Below are 13,681 nucleotides of genomic sequence, written 5' to 3' on the forward strand. Positions count from 1 at the left end.
GAGGTAAAGACGCATGAGCACCGTAGAGCTCACCAAAGAAAACTTCGATCAGGTCGTCAGCGAGAACGAGTTCATCCTGATCGACTTCTGGGCTTCCTGGTGCGGCCCGTGTCGGCAGTTCGCGCCGGTCTACGACGCGGCGTCCGAGCGCCACGACGACCTGGTCTTCGCCAAGGTCGATACGGAGGCGCAGCAGGAGCTGGCGGCGGCCTTCGAGATCCAGTCCATTCCGACGCTGATGATCGTCCGGGACAATGTGGCGGTGTTCGCCCAGCCCGGGGCGCTGCCGGAGGCTGCGCTGGAGGATGTCATCGGGCAGGCCCGGAAGCTGGACATGGACGAGGTGCGCAAGTCCATCGAGAACCAGCAGAAGGAACAGCAGCAGTAGCCCGCGCGCGCCGGAACTGCGGGTGGAGGAGGGCCCGGCCGTCGGCCGGGCCCTCTCGGCGTTGCGGAGGCGGACAGGCCCTAGAAGGGGTGGCCGGCCGGTTCGTGGCGCACGGTCGTCCAGCGCAGCTCGGTGAAGGCCTCCAGATTGGCCCCGCCGCCGAACCGTGCGCCGGTGCCGGACGCGGCGATGCCGCCGAATGGCGCGACCGCCTCGTCGTTCACCGTCTGGTCGTTGATGTGGACGATGCCGGTCGGGATCCGGTCCGCGAGTTCCAGGCCGAGCGCGGTGTCACGGGTGACGATGCCGAGGGAGAGTCCGTACGGGCTGTCGGCGGCCAGTGCCGCGGCCTCGTCAAGGGTCTCGAAGGACCGTACGGGGGCCACCGGGCCGAAGACCTCCTCGGTGTAGGCAGGCGTGTGGTCGTCGACGTCGGTGAGGACGGTGGGGCGGTAGAACAGATCGCGGTGGGTGCCGCCGGCCGCGAGCTTCGCGCCACCTGCGGTGCTGGACTCGACCAGCCGGTGGATCTTGCCGAGCTGGCCGCGGTCGATGATCGGGCCGAGGTGGACCTGCTCTCGGTGCGGGTCGCCGACCGCCAGCGCGTCCGCCTTGGCGACGAGCCGTTCGACGTACTCGTCGAGCAGCGAGGCGTGTACGAGGTGTCGGCCGGTGGTCATGCAGATCTGGCCCTGGTGGAAGAACGAGCCCCAACTGGCCTGGGCCACCGCGCCCTCCAGGTCGGCGTCCTCCAGGACGACAAGGGCGGAGTTGCCACCGAGCTCCAGGTGGGCGCGCTTGAGGAGCCGTCCGGCGGCCTCGCCGACGGCTCGGCCCGCCGCGGTGGAGCCGGTGAAGGAGATGACCGGGACGCGCGGTTCGGCGACCAGTGCCTGTCCGGCCTCGGCGCCGCCGGGCAGGACGTGCAGCAGGTGTTCGTCGAGTCCGGCCTCGGCGAAGACTGCCGCCAGCGCGAGCCCGCCGCAGACGGCGGTGCGCGGGTCGGGCTTGAGGAGGACCGCGTTGCCCAGGGCGAGCGCGGGGGCGACGGACCGGATGGAGAGGATCAGCGGCGCGTTGAACGGGGCGATCACGCCGACGACGCCGACCGGGACGCGCCGGGTGTAGGAGAGACGCTCGTCCTCGCTGGGCAGGACCTCACCGGCCGGCCGGGATGCGAGCGCGGCGGCCTCGTAGCACTCCTGGGCGGCGACGTGGAGCTCGAAGTCGGCCTTGCCGGGGATCGAGCCCGACTCCCGTACGATCCATTCGCGTAGTTCGGCGGCGTGCGCCGTGAACAGGTCGCCGGCCCGGCGCAGGACCGCGGCGCGGACGAAGTGCGGGGTGCGGGACCAGGCTGCCTGGGCGGCGGCCGCGGACCGGGCGGCTGCGGCGATGTCCTCGGGCGCGGCGAGGGTGACACGTCCGAGCACCTCGCCGGTGGCGGGCTCGACGACGTCCGACTCACCTCCCGCAAGCGTGCGGGACTGCCAGGCTTTGGGGTCGAGCAGGGACATGAAGACTCTCCAGTCGATCGGTTCGAGGGGTGGTCCCATGCGGTGGGGCGCGGGGGGGTGCGGCCGCGGCTTCGCGGGACGACGCGATCCGGCGCAACCGTGCGAGCTGCGTTCGGTGATCGAACGTGTCCCCGCTCGGTTGAACGTGCAACATGGTAGCCACGCGGCACCCACCGACAAGGGAATTGATCGAACTGCTGCTCCCTTTTGTGCTCGACGTTCGGTGCTGACCTCACGCAGCGACGGTCCCTCCCAACTCTTCCCCTTCAGAAGGAAGTTGCCCGCTTCCCGGCTCAGTCTTCGGTCTTCCGTTCCGAGACCCTGACCGAGAGGCCGTAGTCCAGTTCGGCGCCGTCGATCAGCAGGGCCTCCACGGTCCGGGTCGCCGGATCGATGTCCGCCACCATGCCCTCCCCGGCGTACCGGGGATAGCCCGAGGCCCCCGTCTCGCCCGTGGCCTCCACGACGGCCGAGCGGATGGCGGCGACGGAGTCGGGAGCCTCGGTGGTGTCGGTGTGCTCGGTGTCGTCGGTGGCCTCTGGGCGTTCGGTGGCTTCGGCCGGTTCGGTCGTGGTATCGGTGAACCCGGGGACGAGCAGGATCTCGTAACTCTGCGGATAGCTCATGGTCATGACGCTAAGCAAGCGACGCGCGGCGCGCACGTTGCCGCGCTGCCGTGTTGCAGTGCCGGGCGGGCCGGCCCGTGTGCTGCCGCCGGTGAGCCCGGCGGACCGCCGCCGCCTCAGCTCGACTCGCGAGGGATCGCCCGTGCACTCAGCAGGTCGTGGCGCTCGGGCTCGCTGCCTGGGTTCTGCACCAGCCGGTCGACGAGATCGGCCAGCGGCTGCGCCGTCGCCAGTTCCATCCGCACACTGCTCAGCCGGGGCCTCAGCAGCTTGCCCAGCATCAGGTCCCCGGCTCCGATCACGGCGGTCTCGGCCGGCACCTCGATGCCCGCGTCCTGGAGCGCCCGCATCAGTAGCATCGCGTACTCGTCGTTGTACGCGAACACGGCGTCGAGTCCGAGCGTGCGCCACCTCGCGGCGAGGGCGGCGGCCGACTCCTCCTCGTACCGCAGGGGCAGCGGTTCGATACGGGCTCCGCCACCGGCCGCGGCTCGCCGGGCTCCGGCCAGCCGGGGTTCGGCGAACACGCCGACGCCCCGTTCCTCGGGCATGACCACTCCGATCCTGCGGCGGCCGCGCTCCAGAAGATGCATGGTGGCGTACCTGCCCACCTCCCGCTCGTCCATGACCAGGGCGTGGGCGCCGTCGACCGGCTGCGGCCCGAGGGTGATCACCGCCTTGGCCCCGGAACGGCGGAGCACGGCGATGCCCTGCGGGGTGAGGGCGATCCCGCCGGGTGCGACGACGGCGACAGGACGGAGCTCGGCCCAGGCGCGGGCGGCCTCCTCGGCGTCCAGGCCCAGACTGCCGTGCCGGACCACGGTGTAGTCGAGGCGGCGCAGGCCGGACTCGAGCTCATGGAAGAAGTGGTGGTGAAGCGATCCGGCCGGATGGCTACCCGTGGGCAGCAGCACCATCCGGGTGTGTCCGGCGCGCAGACTACGGGCCGCCGCGTGCGGCACGTAGCCGAGTTCGCCGGCTGCTTCCCTGACCCGACGGCGGGTCGGATCACTGATCCGCACGGTCGAGTTGTTGTTGAGTACGTACGACACGGTGGCCCGGGAGACACCTGCGAGTCGCGCCACGTCGGCGCTCGTCGGGACCGGACCTTCGGAGGGCTGCTCGGGTAACTGGCTCATGGCGTCGGGCAGTCTTCCAGACCGGTCCTGCGTGGGTACGCTCCGGGGCATGGATGACTCGTCGATGGTGGGACTGCTCGGCCGGGTGACCGGGACGGTGGGGCCGGGGCTGGTCGGCGAGGTGATCGTACGGATCCGTGGCGGCGCCGAGCACTTCCTCGCGTACCCGTCCTCGCCGAAGGACCGCATGGAGCCGGGGACGGTGGTGACGGTGATCGACTATCTTCCCCCGCGCACGGTGTATGTGGCGTGCGCGTACGACAGTTGAGGTTCACCCACAGAACACTGGAGTTGAGGTGTGTGACGCACAGGCGTCGGGTCCGCGCCAGTCAAGAATGCGGCAAGGTTTTGCACACCCCTTCTCCGTCGCCGCGCGCAGGAGAAGACTCCGTCTGTTCAGCAGTGCCGACGGGGCACTGCGATAAGGGGGCGCATGCCGATGGTCATCGGCGTCATGGCGGGGCTGGTTCTCGCCGCCATCATTGTGTTGATCGGCCTGTTCAAGCTGATGTGGCGAGTGGCCGAGCCGAACGAAGCACTGGTCATCTCGGGCTCCAAGCACAAGACCGAAGGCCTCGGGCAGGGCATGGGGTTCCGTATCGTCACCGGGCACGGCACGCTCGTCCTGCCCGGCGTGCAAGCGGTACGGAAGATGTCTCTCGACCTCAACGAGACGGAACTGTCCGTCGATTGCGTCACCCATCAGGGGATTCCCCTGCGGGTGCGCGGTGTTGTCATCTTCAAGGTGGGCGACGACTTCGTGTCGATCGCCAATGCGGCCCGCCGTTTCCTCGACCAGCAGAAGATGATGGCGGAGCGGGTGCATAACGTGTTCGCCGGCCATCTCCGTTCCATCGTGGGCGGGTTGACCGTCGAGGACATGATCCGGGACCGGGAGAAGCTCACCGGTCAGACCCGGGCGGCGTGCGGCAGCGAGATGGAGAAGCTCGGGCTGATCGTCGATTCGCTGCAGATCCATGAGATCGAGGACCCGACCGGGTACATCAAGAATCTCGCCATGCCGCATGCCGCCGCCGTTCAGCGGGATGCCCGGATAGCGCAGGCCGAGGCCAACCGGCGGGCGACCGAGGCGGAACAGCAGGCCGCCGCCCGGATGTCGGAGGCGACCCGCGACAGCGAGATCCTGCAGGCCGGCTACCAGGCCGAACGGGACAAGGCCGCGGCCAAGTCGCGGCAGGCAGGTCCGCTCGCCGACGCAGCGGCCCGGCAGGAGGTCGTGGTCCAGGAGACCCGGGTCGCCGAGCTGGAGGCCCAGCGGCGCGAGCAACAGCTGCAGGTCGACGTACGGAAACCCGCCGATGCCCAGGCGTACGAGAAGCGCACGCTGGCGGAGGGCGAGCGCGACGCCCGGATCTCGGCCGCCGAGGCGCATGCGAAGGAGACGGAGCTCGCCGCGATCGCCGAGGCCAACCGGGTGAAGACGGCGGCGATCGCCGAGGCCGAGGCGACCAAGGCACGTGGCGCCGCCGCCGCGTCGGCGACCCGCGCGACCGGTGAGGCGGAGGCAGCAGCGGCACAGGCCAATGGGCTCGCCCTGGCCGAGTCGACCCGGGCGAAGGGTCTGGCCGAGGCAGAGGCGATCAAGGCGCGGGCCGCAGCCCTGGCCGAGAATCAGGAGGCCGTGGTCGCACAGCAGTTGGCGGAGAAGTGGCCGGAGATCGTCGAGGCCGGCGCAGGCGCCTTCAGCAGCGTCGATCACATGGTGCTGCTGAACGGGGCCGACGGCATGTCGGAGATGTTCGCGAAGGCGCTGACGATGGGTGGTACGGGGCTGGGCCTGGCCCGTCAGCTGCTGTCCACGATGAGCCAGGGCGACGGCCGGAACAACGGCGGGACGGAGGCTGCGCCCCCGGTCAACGGTGTCGCGCCCGCTGTCCCGCCCACGCCGCGCAAGGAGCACATTCCGGTGACGGGTGGTCAGGAGGGCAGCACGCCCTCCTGACCACTCGTGGCAGCTGTGGCCGGTGCTTGTCCGTCAACCACGGGCGAGTACCGGCCACAGCTATGTGCTGTCCCGTCCAGGTCCCATCGAGCGGCACGGCGCGCCCGGTGCACTCCCCAGCTCATCCGCGTCGTCCTTCCCCCTCCGCTGCGTGTTCGGTGGACCCGACTCCACGGAATGGGGCGTATACGTTCTACGGTGTCCGGATGACGATCCCTCACCGTTCAGTCGGCACATTCAGCATGACCAGCACCGACGGCTCGGCCGGCTTTCCCGGCCGTTCCGGTCCGACCGCCACCGCAGAGGCCGACCCGCACGATGTGGGCCAGGTCCGCACCTCGTACGCTCCCGACCGTGACGGCGATCCCGACCCCGGCGAGATCGTGTGGACCTGGGTGCCGTTCGAGGAGAACGACGGCCGGGGCAAGGACCGCCCGGTGCTCGTGGTGGCTCGGGAGGCGACGGGCACGCTGCTCGCCGTACAGCTCTCCAGCAAGCAGCACGACCGGGACCGCGAGTGGGTCGCCCTCGGCGCCGGACCGTGGGACAGCTCGGGCCGGCCGTCCTGGGTCGACCTGGACCGGGTGCTGCGGGCGCACGAGGACGGGATGCGCCGCGAGGCGTGCGCGCTGGACCGAGACCGGTTCGATCTGGTCGTCGGGCGGCTGCGGGAGCGCTACGGCTGGAGCTGAGCGACGGGACCGGGCCCACCGGTCGTGGCGGCCGACGTCGACCCCTCCGGCGCGACACCGTCACGGTCGGCGCCCATGCCTCCAGCTCAACCTGACGGTTACGGTTGGCACCCGCCTCTCCGGCGCGACGTCACCTCACAGTCGGTAGCCACACCCCCGGCCCGACGTCAGCCGTCACGGTCGGTGCACACTCCTATGGCTCAACGTGACCGTTACGATTGGCCTCCACCCCTCCGGCCCAATGTCACGGTTGCGTCTGCGGCTCACGACCGAACGTCCGGGCGAACGCGTTACGGGTGGCCGCTGTCCGGCTGCGGTCGAGGATGCCGAAGACGATCTGCTCGAAGTGGCCGGCGAACCGGCCCCCGTCGGCGAGCAGCGCCCGGAACGCGCCGGCCACCTGCGCCGGATCGTTCATGAACACGCCGCAACCCCAGGCGCCGAGTACGAGCCTGCGGTACCCGCGCACGGCGGCGACCTCCAGCACCCGCTCGGCACGGGACGCGAGCGCCGCAGGGATGCGGTGGGCGTCCTGGGGCGTCCGGCTGCGGATCACTCCGGCGTTGGGCGCCGGCGAGGTGAGGAAGCCGACGGTGTACGGGGTGTCCAGCAACCGCCCCCGGTCGTCACGGAACACCGGCACGCCGGGCGAGTGGATCACCCGATCGGTGTAGAAGGCGCTGCGTTCGGCCCGGTGGCGGGCGTAGTAGTCGGGGGCCCGCAGCAGCGTGGCGTACAGCGCGGAGCCGCGGCACAGGGCCTCCTCCTGGGCCTGCGCGCCGTTGAGGTAGCCGCCCCCGGGGTTACGGGCGGAGGCGTAGTTCAGGACGGCGATCCTGCCCGGCCCTTCGCCGGTCATCCGGCGCGCCGCCTGCAGGCTGCTCTCGCCGGTCACCTCGATGACCGCGGTGCGGTCGGTGTCGAGTGCGGCGACGGGCACCGGATCGGGCCCGTACAGCCGGGTCCCGGAGAGCGCGGCGGCCAGAGTGCGCTCAATACTGATCTCACGCCCCTCGGGCGTGCGGTAGAGCCCGGCTTCGACAATGGACTCGGTCTCTGTCGCGATGGCGCGCAGCCGTGCGCTCATCGGCACTCCCCCGTGTGATGCATACGGGGCATGATCGACGCTCCCGCGCTCCCTGCGCAACGGGATTATGTGCCGCGCAAGGGCACCCTTGTGCGATCTCCCCGCAAGGGTTTGGGTGGTACGGACGTACCGAAAAAGGAGGCCCCGGCATGTCACCGGACGCACCCGTCGGCCACGGTCCGACCGATTACGACCGCCCCCTCGGTGAGGGCGAGGCTGAGGATTTACTGCGATGCATCTGCTTCAAGACCGGCCCGCCCCGGACGGTCGGTGTCGAGCTCGAATGGCTCATTCACGACCGTGACCGGCCCCGTACCCCGGTCGCCCACGACCGCATCGACGCGGCCGTCGCCGCCGTGGGCGCGCTGCCGCTCAGCGCGGCGCTCACCTTCGAACCCGGCGGACAGCTGGAGCTCAGCTCACAGCCGGCGGACTCCCTGATGGCCTGTGTCGATGCCATGGCCACCGACCTGGCCGCCGTACGTGCCGCGCTCGGCCGGCTGGACCTCGTACCGGTCGGTCTCGGCGTCGATCCGTGGCATCCCCCACGTCGTCTGCTGCACGAGCCCCGCTACGACGCCTTGGAGGCCTCGCTGGACCGGTCGGGACCGGCGGGTCGCGCCATGATGTGCTCCACCGCGTCCGTCCAGGTCTGTCTGGACGCCGGCGAGGAGGAGCCGGGGCCGCTCGGCTACGGGCGGCGCTGGCAGCTGGCGCATCTGCTGGGTGCGGTGCTGGTGGCGGCGTTCGCCAACTCGCCGTACCGGGAGGGCCGGCCGACGGGATGGCGGTCCACCCGCCAGTCGCTGTGGGCCGACCTCGATCCGGTACGCAGCCTGGCACCGCCGGGCCGTTTCGCCCCGCGCGACGACTGGGCCACGCATGTGCTCGACGCCCCGGTGATGTGCATCCGGAGCGACGAGGCGCCGTGGGCCGTGCCGGTCGGTCTGACGTTCCGGGACTGGATCCGTACGGGTGCGCCGCGGCCGCCGACGCGCGCCGATCTCGAGTACCACATGACCACGCTGTTTCCGCCGGCTCGCCCGCGCGGACATCTCGAACTGCGCATGATCGACGCACAGTTCGGTGACGACGGATGGCTTGTGCCGCTCGCCGTCACCACCGCCCTGTTCGACGACCCGGAGGCTGCCGAGACCGTGTACCGCACCGTCAAACCTCTGGCCGAGATAGCAGGCGCGCGGTCCGCTCCGCGCAATCCTCTCTGGGTCGGCGCCGCCCGTGACGGCCTGGCCGACCCGGAACTGCGGGTGACAGCCACGACCTGCTTCGAAGTGGCGCTGGAGGCTCTGCCCCGACTGGGTGCGTCCGAGGCCGTTCAGCAGGCTGTGGCGGACTTCCACGACCGTTTCGTCGCCCGGGGCCGATGTCCGGCCGACGATCTGCCCGAACTGCTCGCGATGCCCTCGGTGCATGCGGTGCCCCCGGCGCTCCGTCCGGAAGAGGGAAGGAAAGCCCGCTCATGACTGAATCCCCCGCAACCCCGACGCCCGATCTCGATACGGAGGCGCTCCGGCAGCGCGCTCTCGCGGCGCTCCTCACCGCCCGGGAACGCACCACGCTCCTCACCGACAGCGTCGACGACCGTGAACTGACGGCCCAGCACTCACCGTTGATGTCGCCCCTGGTCTGGGACCTCGCGCACATCGGCAATCAGGAGGAGTTGTGGCTGCTGCGCGGAGTGGCCGGGCGGGAGGCGATGCGCCCCGAGATCGACGGGCTGTACGACGCCTTCGAGCATCCGCGGGCCAGCCGCCCCTCTCTTCCGCTGCTGCCGCCCGCCGAGGCCCGCTCGTATGCCGCGGAGGTGCGCGGCAGGGCCCTGGACGTCCTGGAGAGCACCGCACTGATCGGTGACCGTCCGCTCGTGGAGGCCGGCTTCGCCTTCGGAATGATTGCCCAGCACGAGCAGCAGCACGACGAAACCATGCTGATCACCCATCAGTTGCGATCGGGTCCGGCCGTCCTCACCGCACCGGAGCCGCCGCGACCCACCGACGCGGCCTCGCTGCCCGCCGAAGTCATGGTTGCCGGCGGCCCGTTCACCATGGGTACGTCGACCGAGCCGTGGGCGCTCGACAACGAACGCCCCGCCCATGTGCGTGAGGTGCCGGGGTATTTCATCGACACGGCTCCGGTCACCTGCGGCGCGTACGAACGCTTCATCGAGGACGGCGGCTACACCGATCAGCGCTGGTGGGCACCCGAGGGCTGGGCGATGGTCCGTGAGCACCGGCTGACCGCTCCGCTGTTCTGGCACCGGGACGGAGGCCAGTGGCTGCGCCGCCGTTTCGGGGTGACCGAGCCGGTGCCCGCCGACGAGCCGGTGATCCATGTCAGCTGGTACGAGGCGGACGCGTACGCCCGCTGGTCGGGGCGCCGGCTGCCCACCGAGGCCGAGTGGGAGAAGGCGGCGCGCCACGACCCTGCGTCAGGGCGTTCGCGGCGGTATCCGTGGGGCGACGAGGACCCGTCCCCCGAGCGGGCCAACCTGGGCCAGCGCCATCTGCGGCCCGCACCGGCCGGGGCTTATGCGGCGGGTCGGTCACCGCTAGGAGTACGGCAGTTGATCGGCGACGTGTGGGAGTGGACGTCGAGCGACTTCCTCGCCTATCCGGGCTTCTCGGCATTCCCCTACCGCGAGTACTCGGAGGTCTTCTTCGGGCCTGCCCACAAGGTGCTGCGCGGCGGCTCGTTCGCCGTGGACGCCGTGGCCTGCCGGGGCACGTTCCGGAACTGGGACCTTCCGGTGCGGCGCCAGATCTTCTCCGGATTCCGTACCGCGAGGGATCTCTGATGTGCCGCCATATTGCCTATCTGGGGCCTCCCGTGGCGCTCGGTGAGCTGCTGACCCGGCCGCCCCACGCGTTGGTCCGCCAGTCGTGGGAGCCACGCCGGCAGAAGTACGGAACGGTCAACGCGGACGGCTTCGGCGTGGGCTGGTATGCGGACGGCGACCCGGTCCCCGGACGTTACCGGCGCCAGGGACCCATCTGGGCCGACCAGTCGTTCGACGATCTGGCCAGAGTCGTACGCAGCACGGCGCTGCTCGCCGCCGTCCGGGACGCCACCGAGAGGGACGCGGACGGTGAGGCCGCGGCTGCGCCGTTCGCAGCGGGGCGGCTGCTGTTCAGCCACAACGGCGCGGTGAAGGGCTGGCCCGGATCGCTGGCGCCGCTTGCCGCCACCCTGCCCCCGGCCGAACTCCTCGCCCTTGCCGCCCGCTGCGACTCGGCCCTGATCTGGGCGCTGGTGCAGCACCGGGTCGCGGATGGCGACGACGTGCCCCAGGCGGTCGCCGACACGGTGCGCGAGGTCGCGGAGGCGGCGCCCGGTTCGCGGCTGAATCTGCTGCTCACCGACGGTACGACGATCGTGGCCACGGCCTGGGGCGACACCCTGTGGTATCTGGCCGAGCCGGGCCACCGAACGGTCGTGGCCTCGGAACCCTACGACGACGATCCGCACTGGCGCGAGGTCCCCGACCGCACTCTGCTGGCCGCGACCCGCGCCGACGTTCTGCTCACCCCGCTCAAGGAGCCCACCGAGTGAGTCCCTTTCTGCTGACCCGCACCCTGCCGGTGGACGCGACGGACGCGGCGCTGCGCGCCGATGTGCTGCACGGCCTGACCCGGCACCCGAAGACGCTGCCGCCCAAATGGTTCTACGACGCGCACGGCAGCGAGCTGTTCGAGGAGATCACCCGGCTCCCCGAGTACTACCCCACCCGCGCCGAGCGGGAGATCCTGGTCGCCCGCGCGCCGGAGATCGCCGCGGCGTCCGGGGCGAAGACCCTGATCGAGCTGGGTTCCGGCTCGTCGGAGAAGACCCGGCATCTGCTGGACGCGCTGCCCGGACTGCACAGCTACGTGCCGGTGGACGTGAGCGAGAGCGCGCTGCGAGGCGCGGCCGAGGCGCTGCTCGTGGAACGGCCGGATCTCTCGGTCCACGCCCTGATCGCCGACTTCACGGGCGAGCTCGTGCTGCCCGACACGCCGGGACCGCGACTGGTCGCGTTCCTGGGCGGCACGATCGGCAACCTGCTGCCGGACGAGCGGGCGGTGTTCCTGAAGTCCGTACGGTCGCTGCTCTCGCCGGGCGACGCGCTGCTGCTCGGCACGGATCTGGTGAAGGACGAGGAGGTGCTGGTCGCGGCGTACGACGATGCGGCCGGAGTGACGGCGGCGTTCAACAAGAACGTACTGACCGTCGTCGACCGGGAGCTGGGCGCGGACTTCGACCCGGCCGACTTCGACCATGTGGCGCTGTGGGACCGTCGGCAGGAGTGGATCGAGATGCGCCTGCGGGCCCGCAGAGCGCTGACGGTGAAGATCCCCGGGCTGGATCTGGTGGTTCCGTTCGAGGCCGGCGAGGACATGCGCACGGAGGTGTCGGCGAAGTTCCGCAAGGAGGGGATCCGTGGCGAGCTCGCCACGGCCGGGCTGAGGTTGACTCAGTGGTGGACGGATTCCGCGGAGCGCTTCGCACTGTCGCTGGCAACGGCGGTCTGAGCGGCACGGGCGAGCGCGCGGCGGCCGGGCAGCGTGCCCGCCGGGATCGGCGGCAGGACGCGGATCTCTGCGGTCAGCCCGGCCGCCGTGACCACACGCCACAGTGAGGCGGTGAGAGGATCGTCCCCGACGAAGGCGGCGGCGCCGGCGGCCGGCTCGCCCGGCCGCGCGGTGCGGTAGGTGATACGTACCGGGCGGACATCGACGTGCGCGTCGAGCGCGGCCTGGAACGCGGCGGGCCGGAACCGGCCGCCGGTTCCGCGCCCGCACCAGGTGCTGCCTTCGGGGAACACCACCACCCGGGACCCGCCGCGCAGCGCCCCCGCGATGTCGCGCACCGTCGCGGGCAGCGCCCGCAGCCGGTCGCGCTCGACGAACAGCGTGCCGCCGAGGGCGGCGAGCGCGCCGAGCACCGGCCAGCGCCGGATCTCGCTCTTGGCGAGCATCCGGCCGGGGAGCACGGCGGCGACGAGCGGTATGTCCAGCCACGAGATGTGGTTCGCGACGACGAGCGCGCCGGCGTGCGCCTCTCCGGCCGGTGGCTGCGGTCGGCCGATCACCCGTACCCGTACACCGAACGCCCGCACCACCCCGTACGCCCACCACCGGATCAACCGGTCGCGAGGTGCCTGGCCGAGCACCAGCACGGCCGGGACGCACACCACGCCGACGAGGACGACGATGCATCCCGCCACCAGCAGGGCCGAGGCCGCGAGCCGGCCGCGCACGGGGCCGGTGTGACCGGCGCAGGTGTGCGGGGTGCAGGGTGCCGTGGGCAGCCAGACGCTCATGTCAGCGGAGCGAGTGACAGGAAGTGGCGCAGATAGCGCGGGTCGGTGCGGCGCAGCGACAGCAGTACGTAGAGGTCGGCGACGTTGAAGTCCGGGTCGTGCGCGGGCGCACCGCAGACCCAGGCACCGAGTCGCAGATAGCCGCGGAGGAGCGGCGGGAGGACGGCGAGCCCGGTGCGCGCGGTGGTCCGCCCGGCGGCGCCCACGGCTCCGGTGGGGCGGGTGGCGGCGGTGGGCTGCCAAAGACGGTGCGGGGCGACCCAGTACTCCTCGGGGGCCAGGTACTTCGTCCGCACCGTGTCCCAGGAGTCGGCGGCCAGCACGCCGCCGTCGGCCAGGGAGATCGAGCAGCAGCCGGCCAGCCAGTTGTGCCCGCTGCGCTCCATGTAGCGGGCCAGGCCCGCCCAGATGAGGGCGATGACGGCGCCGTCCCGGTGGGCCGGGTGGACGCAGGAGCGGCCGACCTCGATCAGGTCGTCGCGGATCGGGCCGAGGCGGCCGAGATCGAATTCGCTCTCCGCGTAGAGACGGCCGGCGATCCGGGCCCGCTCGGGCGGCAGGAGTCGGTACGTGGCGATGACGTCGCCGCTCGCCACCTCCCGTACCAGCAGGTGGTCGCAGTACGAGTCGAAGGCGTCGCTGTCCAGGCCGGGTTCGGGGCCGTCGAGGCGGGCGCCGAGTTCACCGGCGAAGACCTGGTGGCGCAGCCGCTGAGCGGCGCGCACGTCTTCCTGGCTGACGGCGAGGGAGACCCGGTAGAGCGGCGCGGCCGGACGGTCCGACGGGGCCGGGGCTTCGGACAGTGCCGGGGTGGCCGGCACCGGGGCGGGCTGCTGCGGTACGGAGGGGACGGAGGTGAGCGGTCCGGCGACGAGTGGTGGAGTGGGCAGCGCGTTCATGACGGTCTCCGGGGACGGATCGGCAAGGGCGGCTGCCGGGCTGCCGCACT

14 protein-coding genes are annotated in these 13,681 nt (G+C 71.4%); 8 read left to right on the top strand and 6 right to left on the bottom strand.

Annotated features, from left to right (window positions below):
* Positions 1–13: 13 nt before the first annotated feature.
* Positions 14–388 carry a thioredoxin gene (gene trxA / locus OHA88_RS09320; protein WP_030933996.1) on the top strand — a complete coding sequence of 125 codons (375 nt, stop codon included), beginning with the start codon at positions 14–16 and terminating at the stop codon, positions 386–388.
* An 80-nt stretch (positions 389–468) separates the two neighbouring features.
* On the opposite strand, the gene OHA88_RS09325 is transcribed toward trxA, so the two are convergent.
* The 3 genes from OHA88_RS09325 to OHA88_RS09335 all read right to left on the bottom strand — a co-directional run bounded on the left by OHA88_RS09325 (position 469) and on the right by OHA88_RS09335 (position 3,670).
* Positions 469–1,905, bottom strand: a complete 1,437-nt coding sequence (locus tag OHA88_RS09325; protein ID WP_328625072.1) for an aldehyde dehydrogenase family protein — start codon at positions 1,903–1,905, stop codon at positions 469–471.
* Positions 1,906–2,198: 293 nt separating this feature from the next.
* On the bottom strand, positions 2,199–2,531 hold the full coding sequence (locus tag OHA88_RS09330; RefSeq protein ID WP_389724823.1) for a hypothetical protein: 333 nt from the start codon (positions 2,529–2,531) through the stop codon (positions 2,199–2,201).
* Between the two features lie 116 nt (positions 2,532–2,647).
* Positions 2,648–3,670, bottom strand: a complete 1,023-nt coding sequence (locus OHA88_RS09335; protein ID WP_328625074.1) for a LacI family DNA-binding transcriptional regulator — start codon at positions 3,668–3,670, stop codon at positions 2,648–2,650.
* Positions 3,671–3,719: 49 nt separating this feature from the next.
* Between OHA88_RS09335 and OHA88_RS09340 the strand changes: the two genes are divergently transcribed.
* The 3 genes from OHA88_RS09340 (at position 3,720) to OHA88_RS09350 (ending at position 6,325) form a co-directional block, all read left to right on the top strand.
* Positions 3,720–3,938 (top strand): hypothetical protein, encoded by a 219-nt coding sequence (locus OHA88_RS09340; protein ID WP_328625075.1) that lies wholly within the window; start codon positions 3,720–3,722, stop codon positions 3,936–3,938.
* Positions 3,939–4,103: 165 nt separating this feature from the next.
* Positions 4,104–5,633, top strand: a complete 1,530-nt coding sequence (locus OHA88_RS09345) for a flotillin family protein (protein ID WP_328625076.1) — start codon at positions 4,104–4,106, stop codon at positions 5,631–5,633.
* A gap of 242 nt (positions 5,634–5,875) precedes the next feature.
* Positions 5,876–6,325, top strand: coding sequence for a type II toxin-antitoxin system PemK/MazF family toxin (locus OHA88_RS09350; protein ID WP_328625077.1), 450 nt, complete (start codon positions 5,876–5,878; stop codon positions 6,323–6,325).
* Between the two features lie 244 nt (positions 6,326–6,569).
* Here OHA88_RS09350 and OHA88_RS09355 read toward each other — a convergent pair whose 3' ends face one another.
* Positions 6,570–7,412 (bottom strand): TIGR02452 family protein, encoded by an 843-nt coding sequence (locus OHA88_RS09355; protein WP_328625078.1) that lies wholly within the window; start codon positions 7,410–7,412, stop codon positions 6,570–6,572.
* A gap of 149 nt (positions 7,413–7,561) precedes the next feature.
* On the opposite strand from OHA88_RS09355, the gene egtA reads away from it, so the two are divergent.
* From egtA to egtD, 4 genes are read left to right on the top strand one after another with little or no spacing between them, the layout of a single operon-like run.
* Positions 7,562–8,896: an ergothioneine biosynthesis glutamate--cysteine ligase EgtA gene (egtA, locus tag OHA88_RS09360; RefSeq protein WP_328625079.1), complete on the top strand. Its 1,335-nt coding sequence runs from the start codon at positions 7,562–7,564 to the stop codon at positions 8,894–8,896.
* Positions 8,893–10,227, top strand: coding sequence for an ergothioneine biosynthesis protein EgtB (egtB, locus tag OHA88_RS09365; protein ID WP_328625080.1), 1,335 nt, complete (start codon positions 8,893–8,895; stop codon positions 10,225–10,227). The genes egtA and egtB overlap by 4 nt, the downstream gene beginning before the upstream one ends.
* Complete coding sequence (gene egtC / locus OHA88_RS09370) at positions 10,227–10,982, top strand: ergothioneine biosynthesis protein EgtC (protein ID WP_326607016.1); 756 nt, start codon at positions 10,227–10,229, stop codon at positions 10,980–10,982. Before egtB ends, egtC begins: the two co-directional genes overlap by 1 nt.
* Positions 10,979–11,941, top strand: coding sequence for an L-histidine N(alpha)-methyltransferase (gene egtD, locus OHA88_RS09375; protein WP_328625081.1), 963 nt, complete (start codon positions 10,979–10,981; stop codon positions 11,939–11,941). The genes egtC and egtD overlap by 4 nt, the downstream gene beginning before the upstream one ends.
* Here egtD and OHA88_RS09380 read toward each other — a convergent pair.
* Positions 11,884–12,732, bottom strand: coding sequence for a lysophospholipid acyltransferase family protein (locus tag OHA88_RS09380; RefSeq protein WP_328625082.1), 849 nt, complete (start codon positions 12,730–12,732; stop codon positions 11,884–11,886). The two genes, egtD and OHA88_RS09380, sit on opposite strands and share 58 nt — an antisense overlap.
* On the bottom strand, positions 12,729–13,631 hold the full coding sequence (locus OHA88_RS09385; RefSeq protein WP_328625083.1) for a GNAT family N-acetyltransferase: 903 nt from the start codon (positions 13,629–13,631) through the stop codon (positions 12,729–12,731). Before OHA88_RS09385 ends, OHA88_RS09380 begins: the two co-directional genes overlap by 4 nt.
* Positions 13,632–13,681: the final 50 nt, after the last annotated feature.

The sequence above is a fragment of the Streptomyces sp. NBC_00353 genome, from assembly GCF_036108815.1.
Taxonomy (GTDB): domain Bacteria; phylum Actinomycetota; class Actinomycetes; order Streptomycetales; family Streptomycetaceae; genus Streptomyces.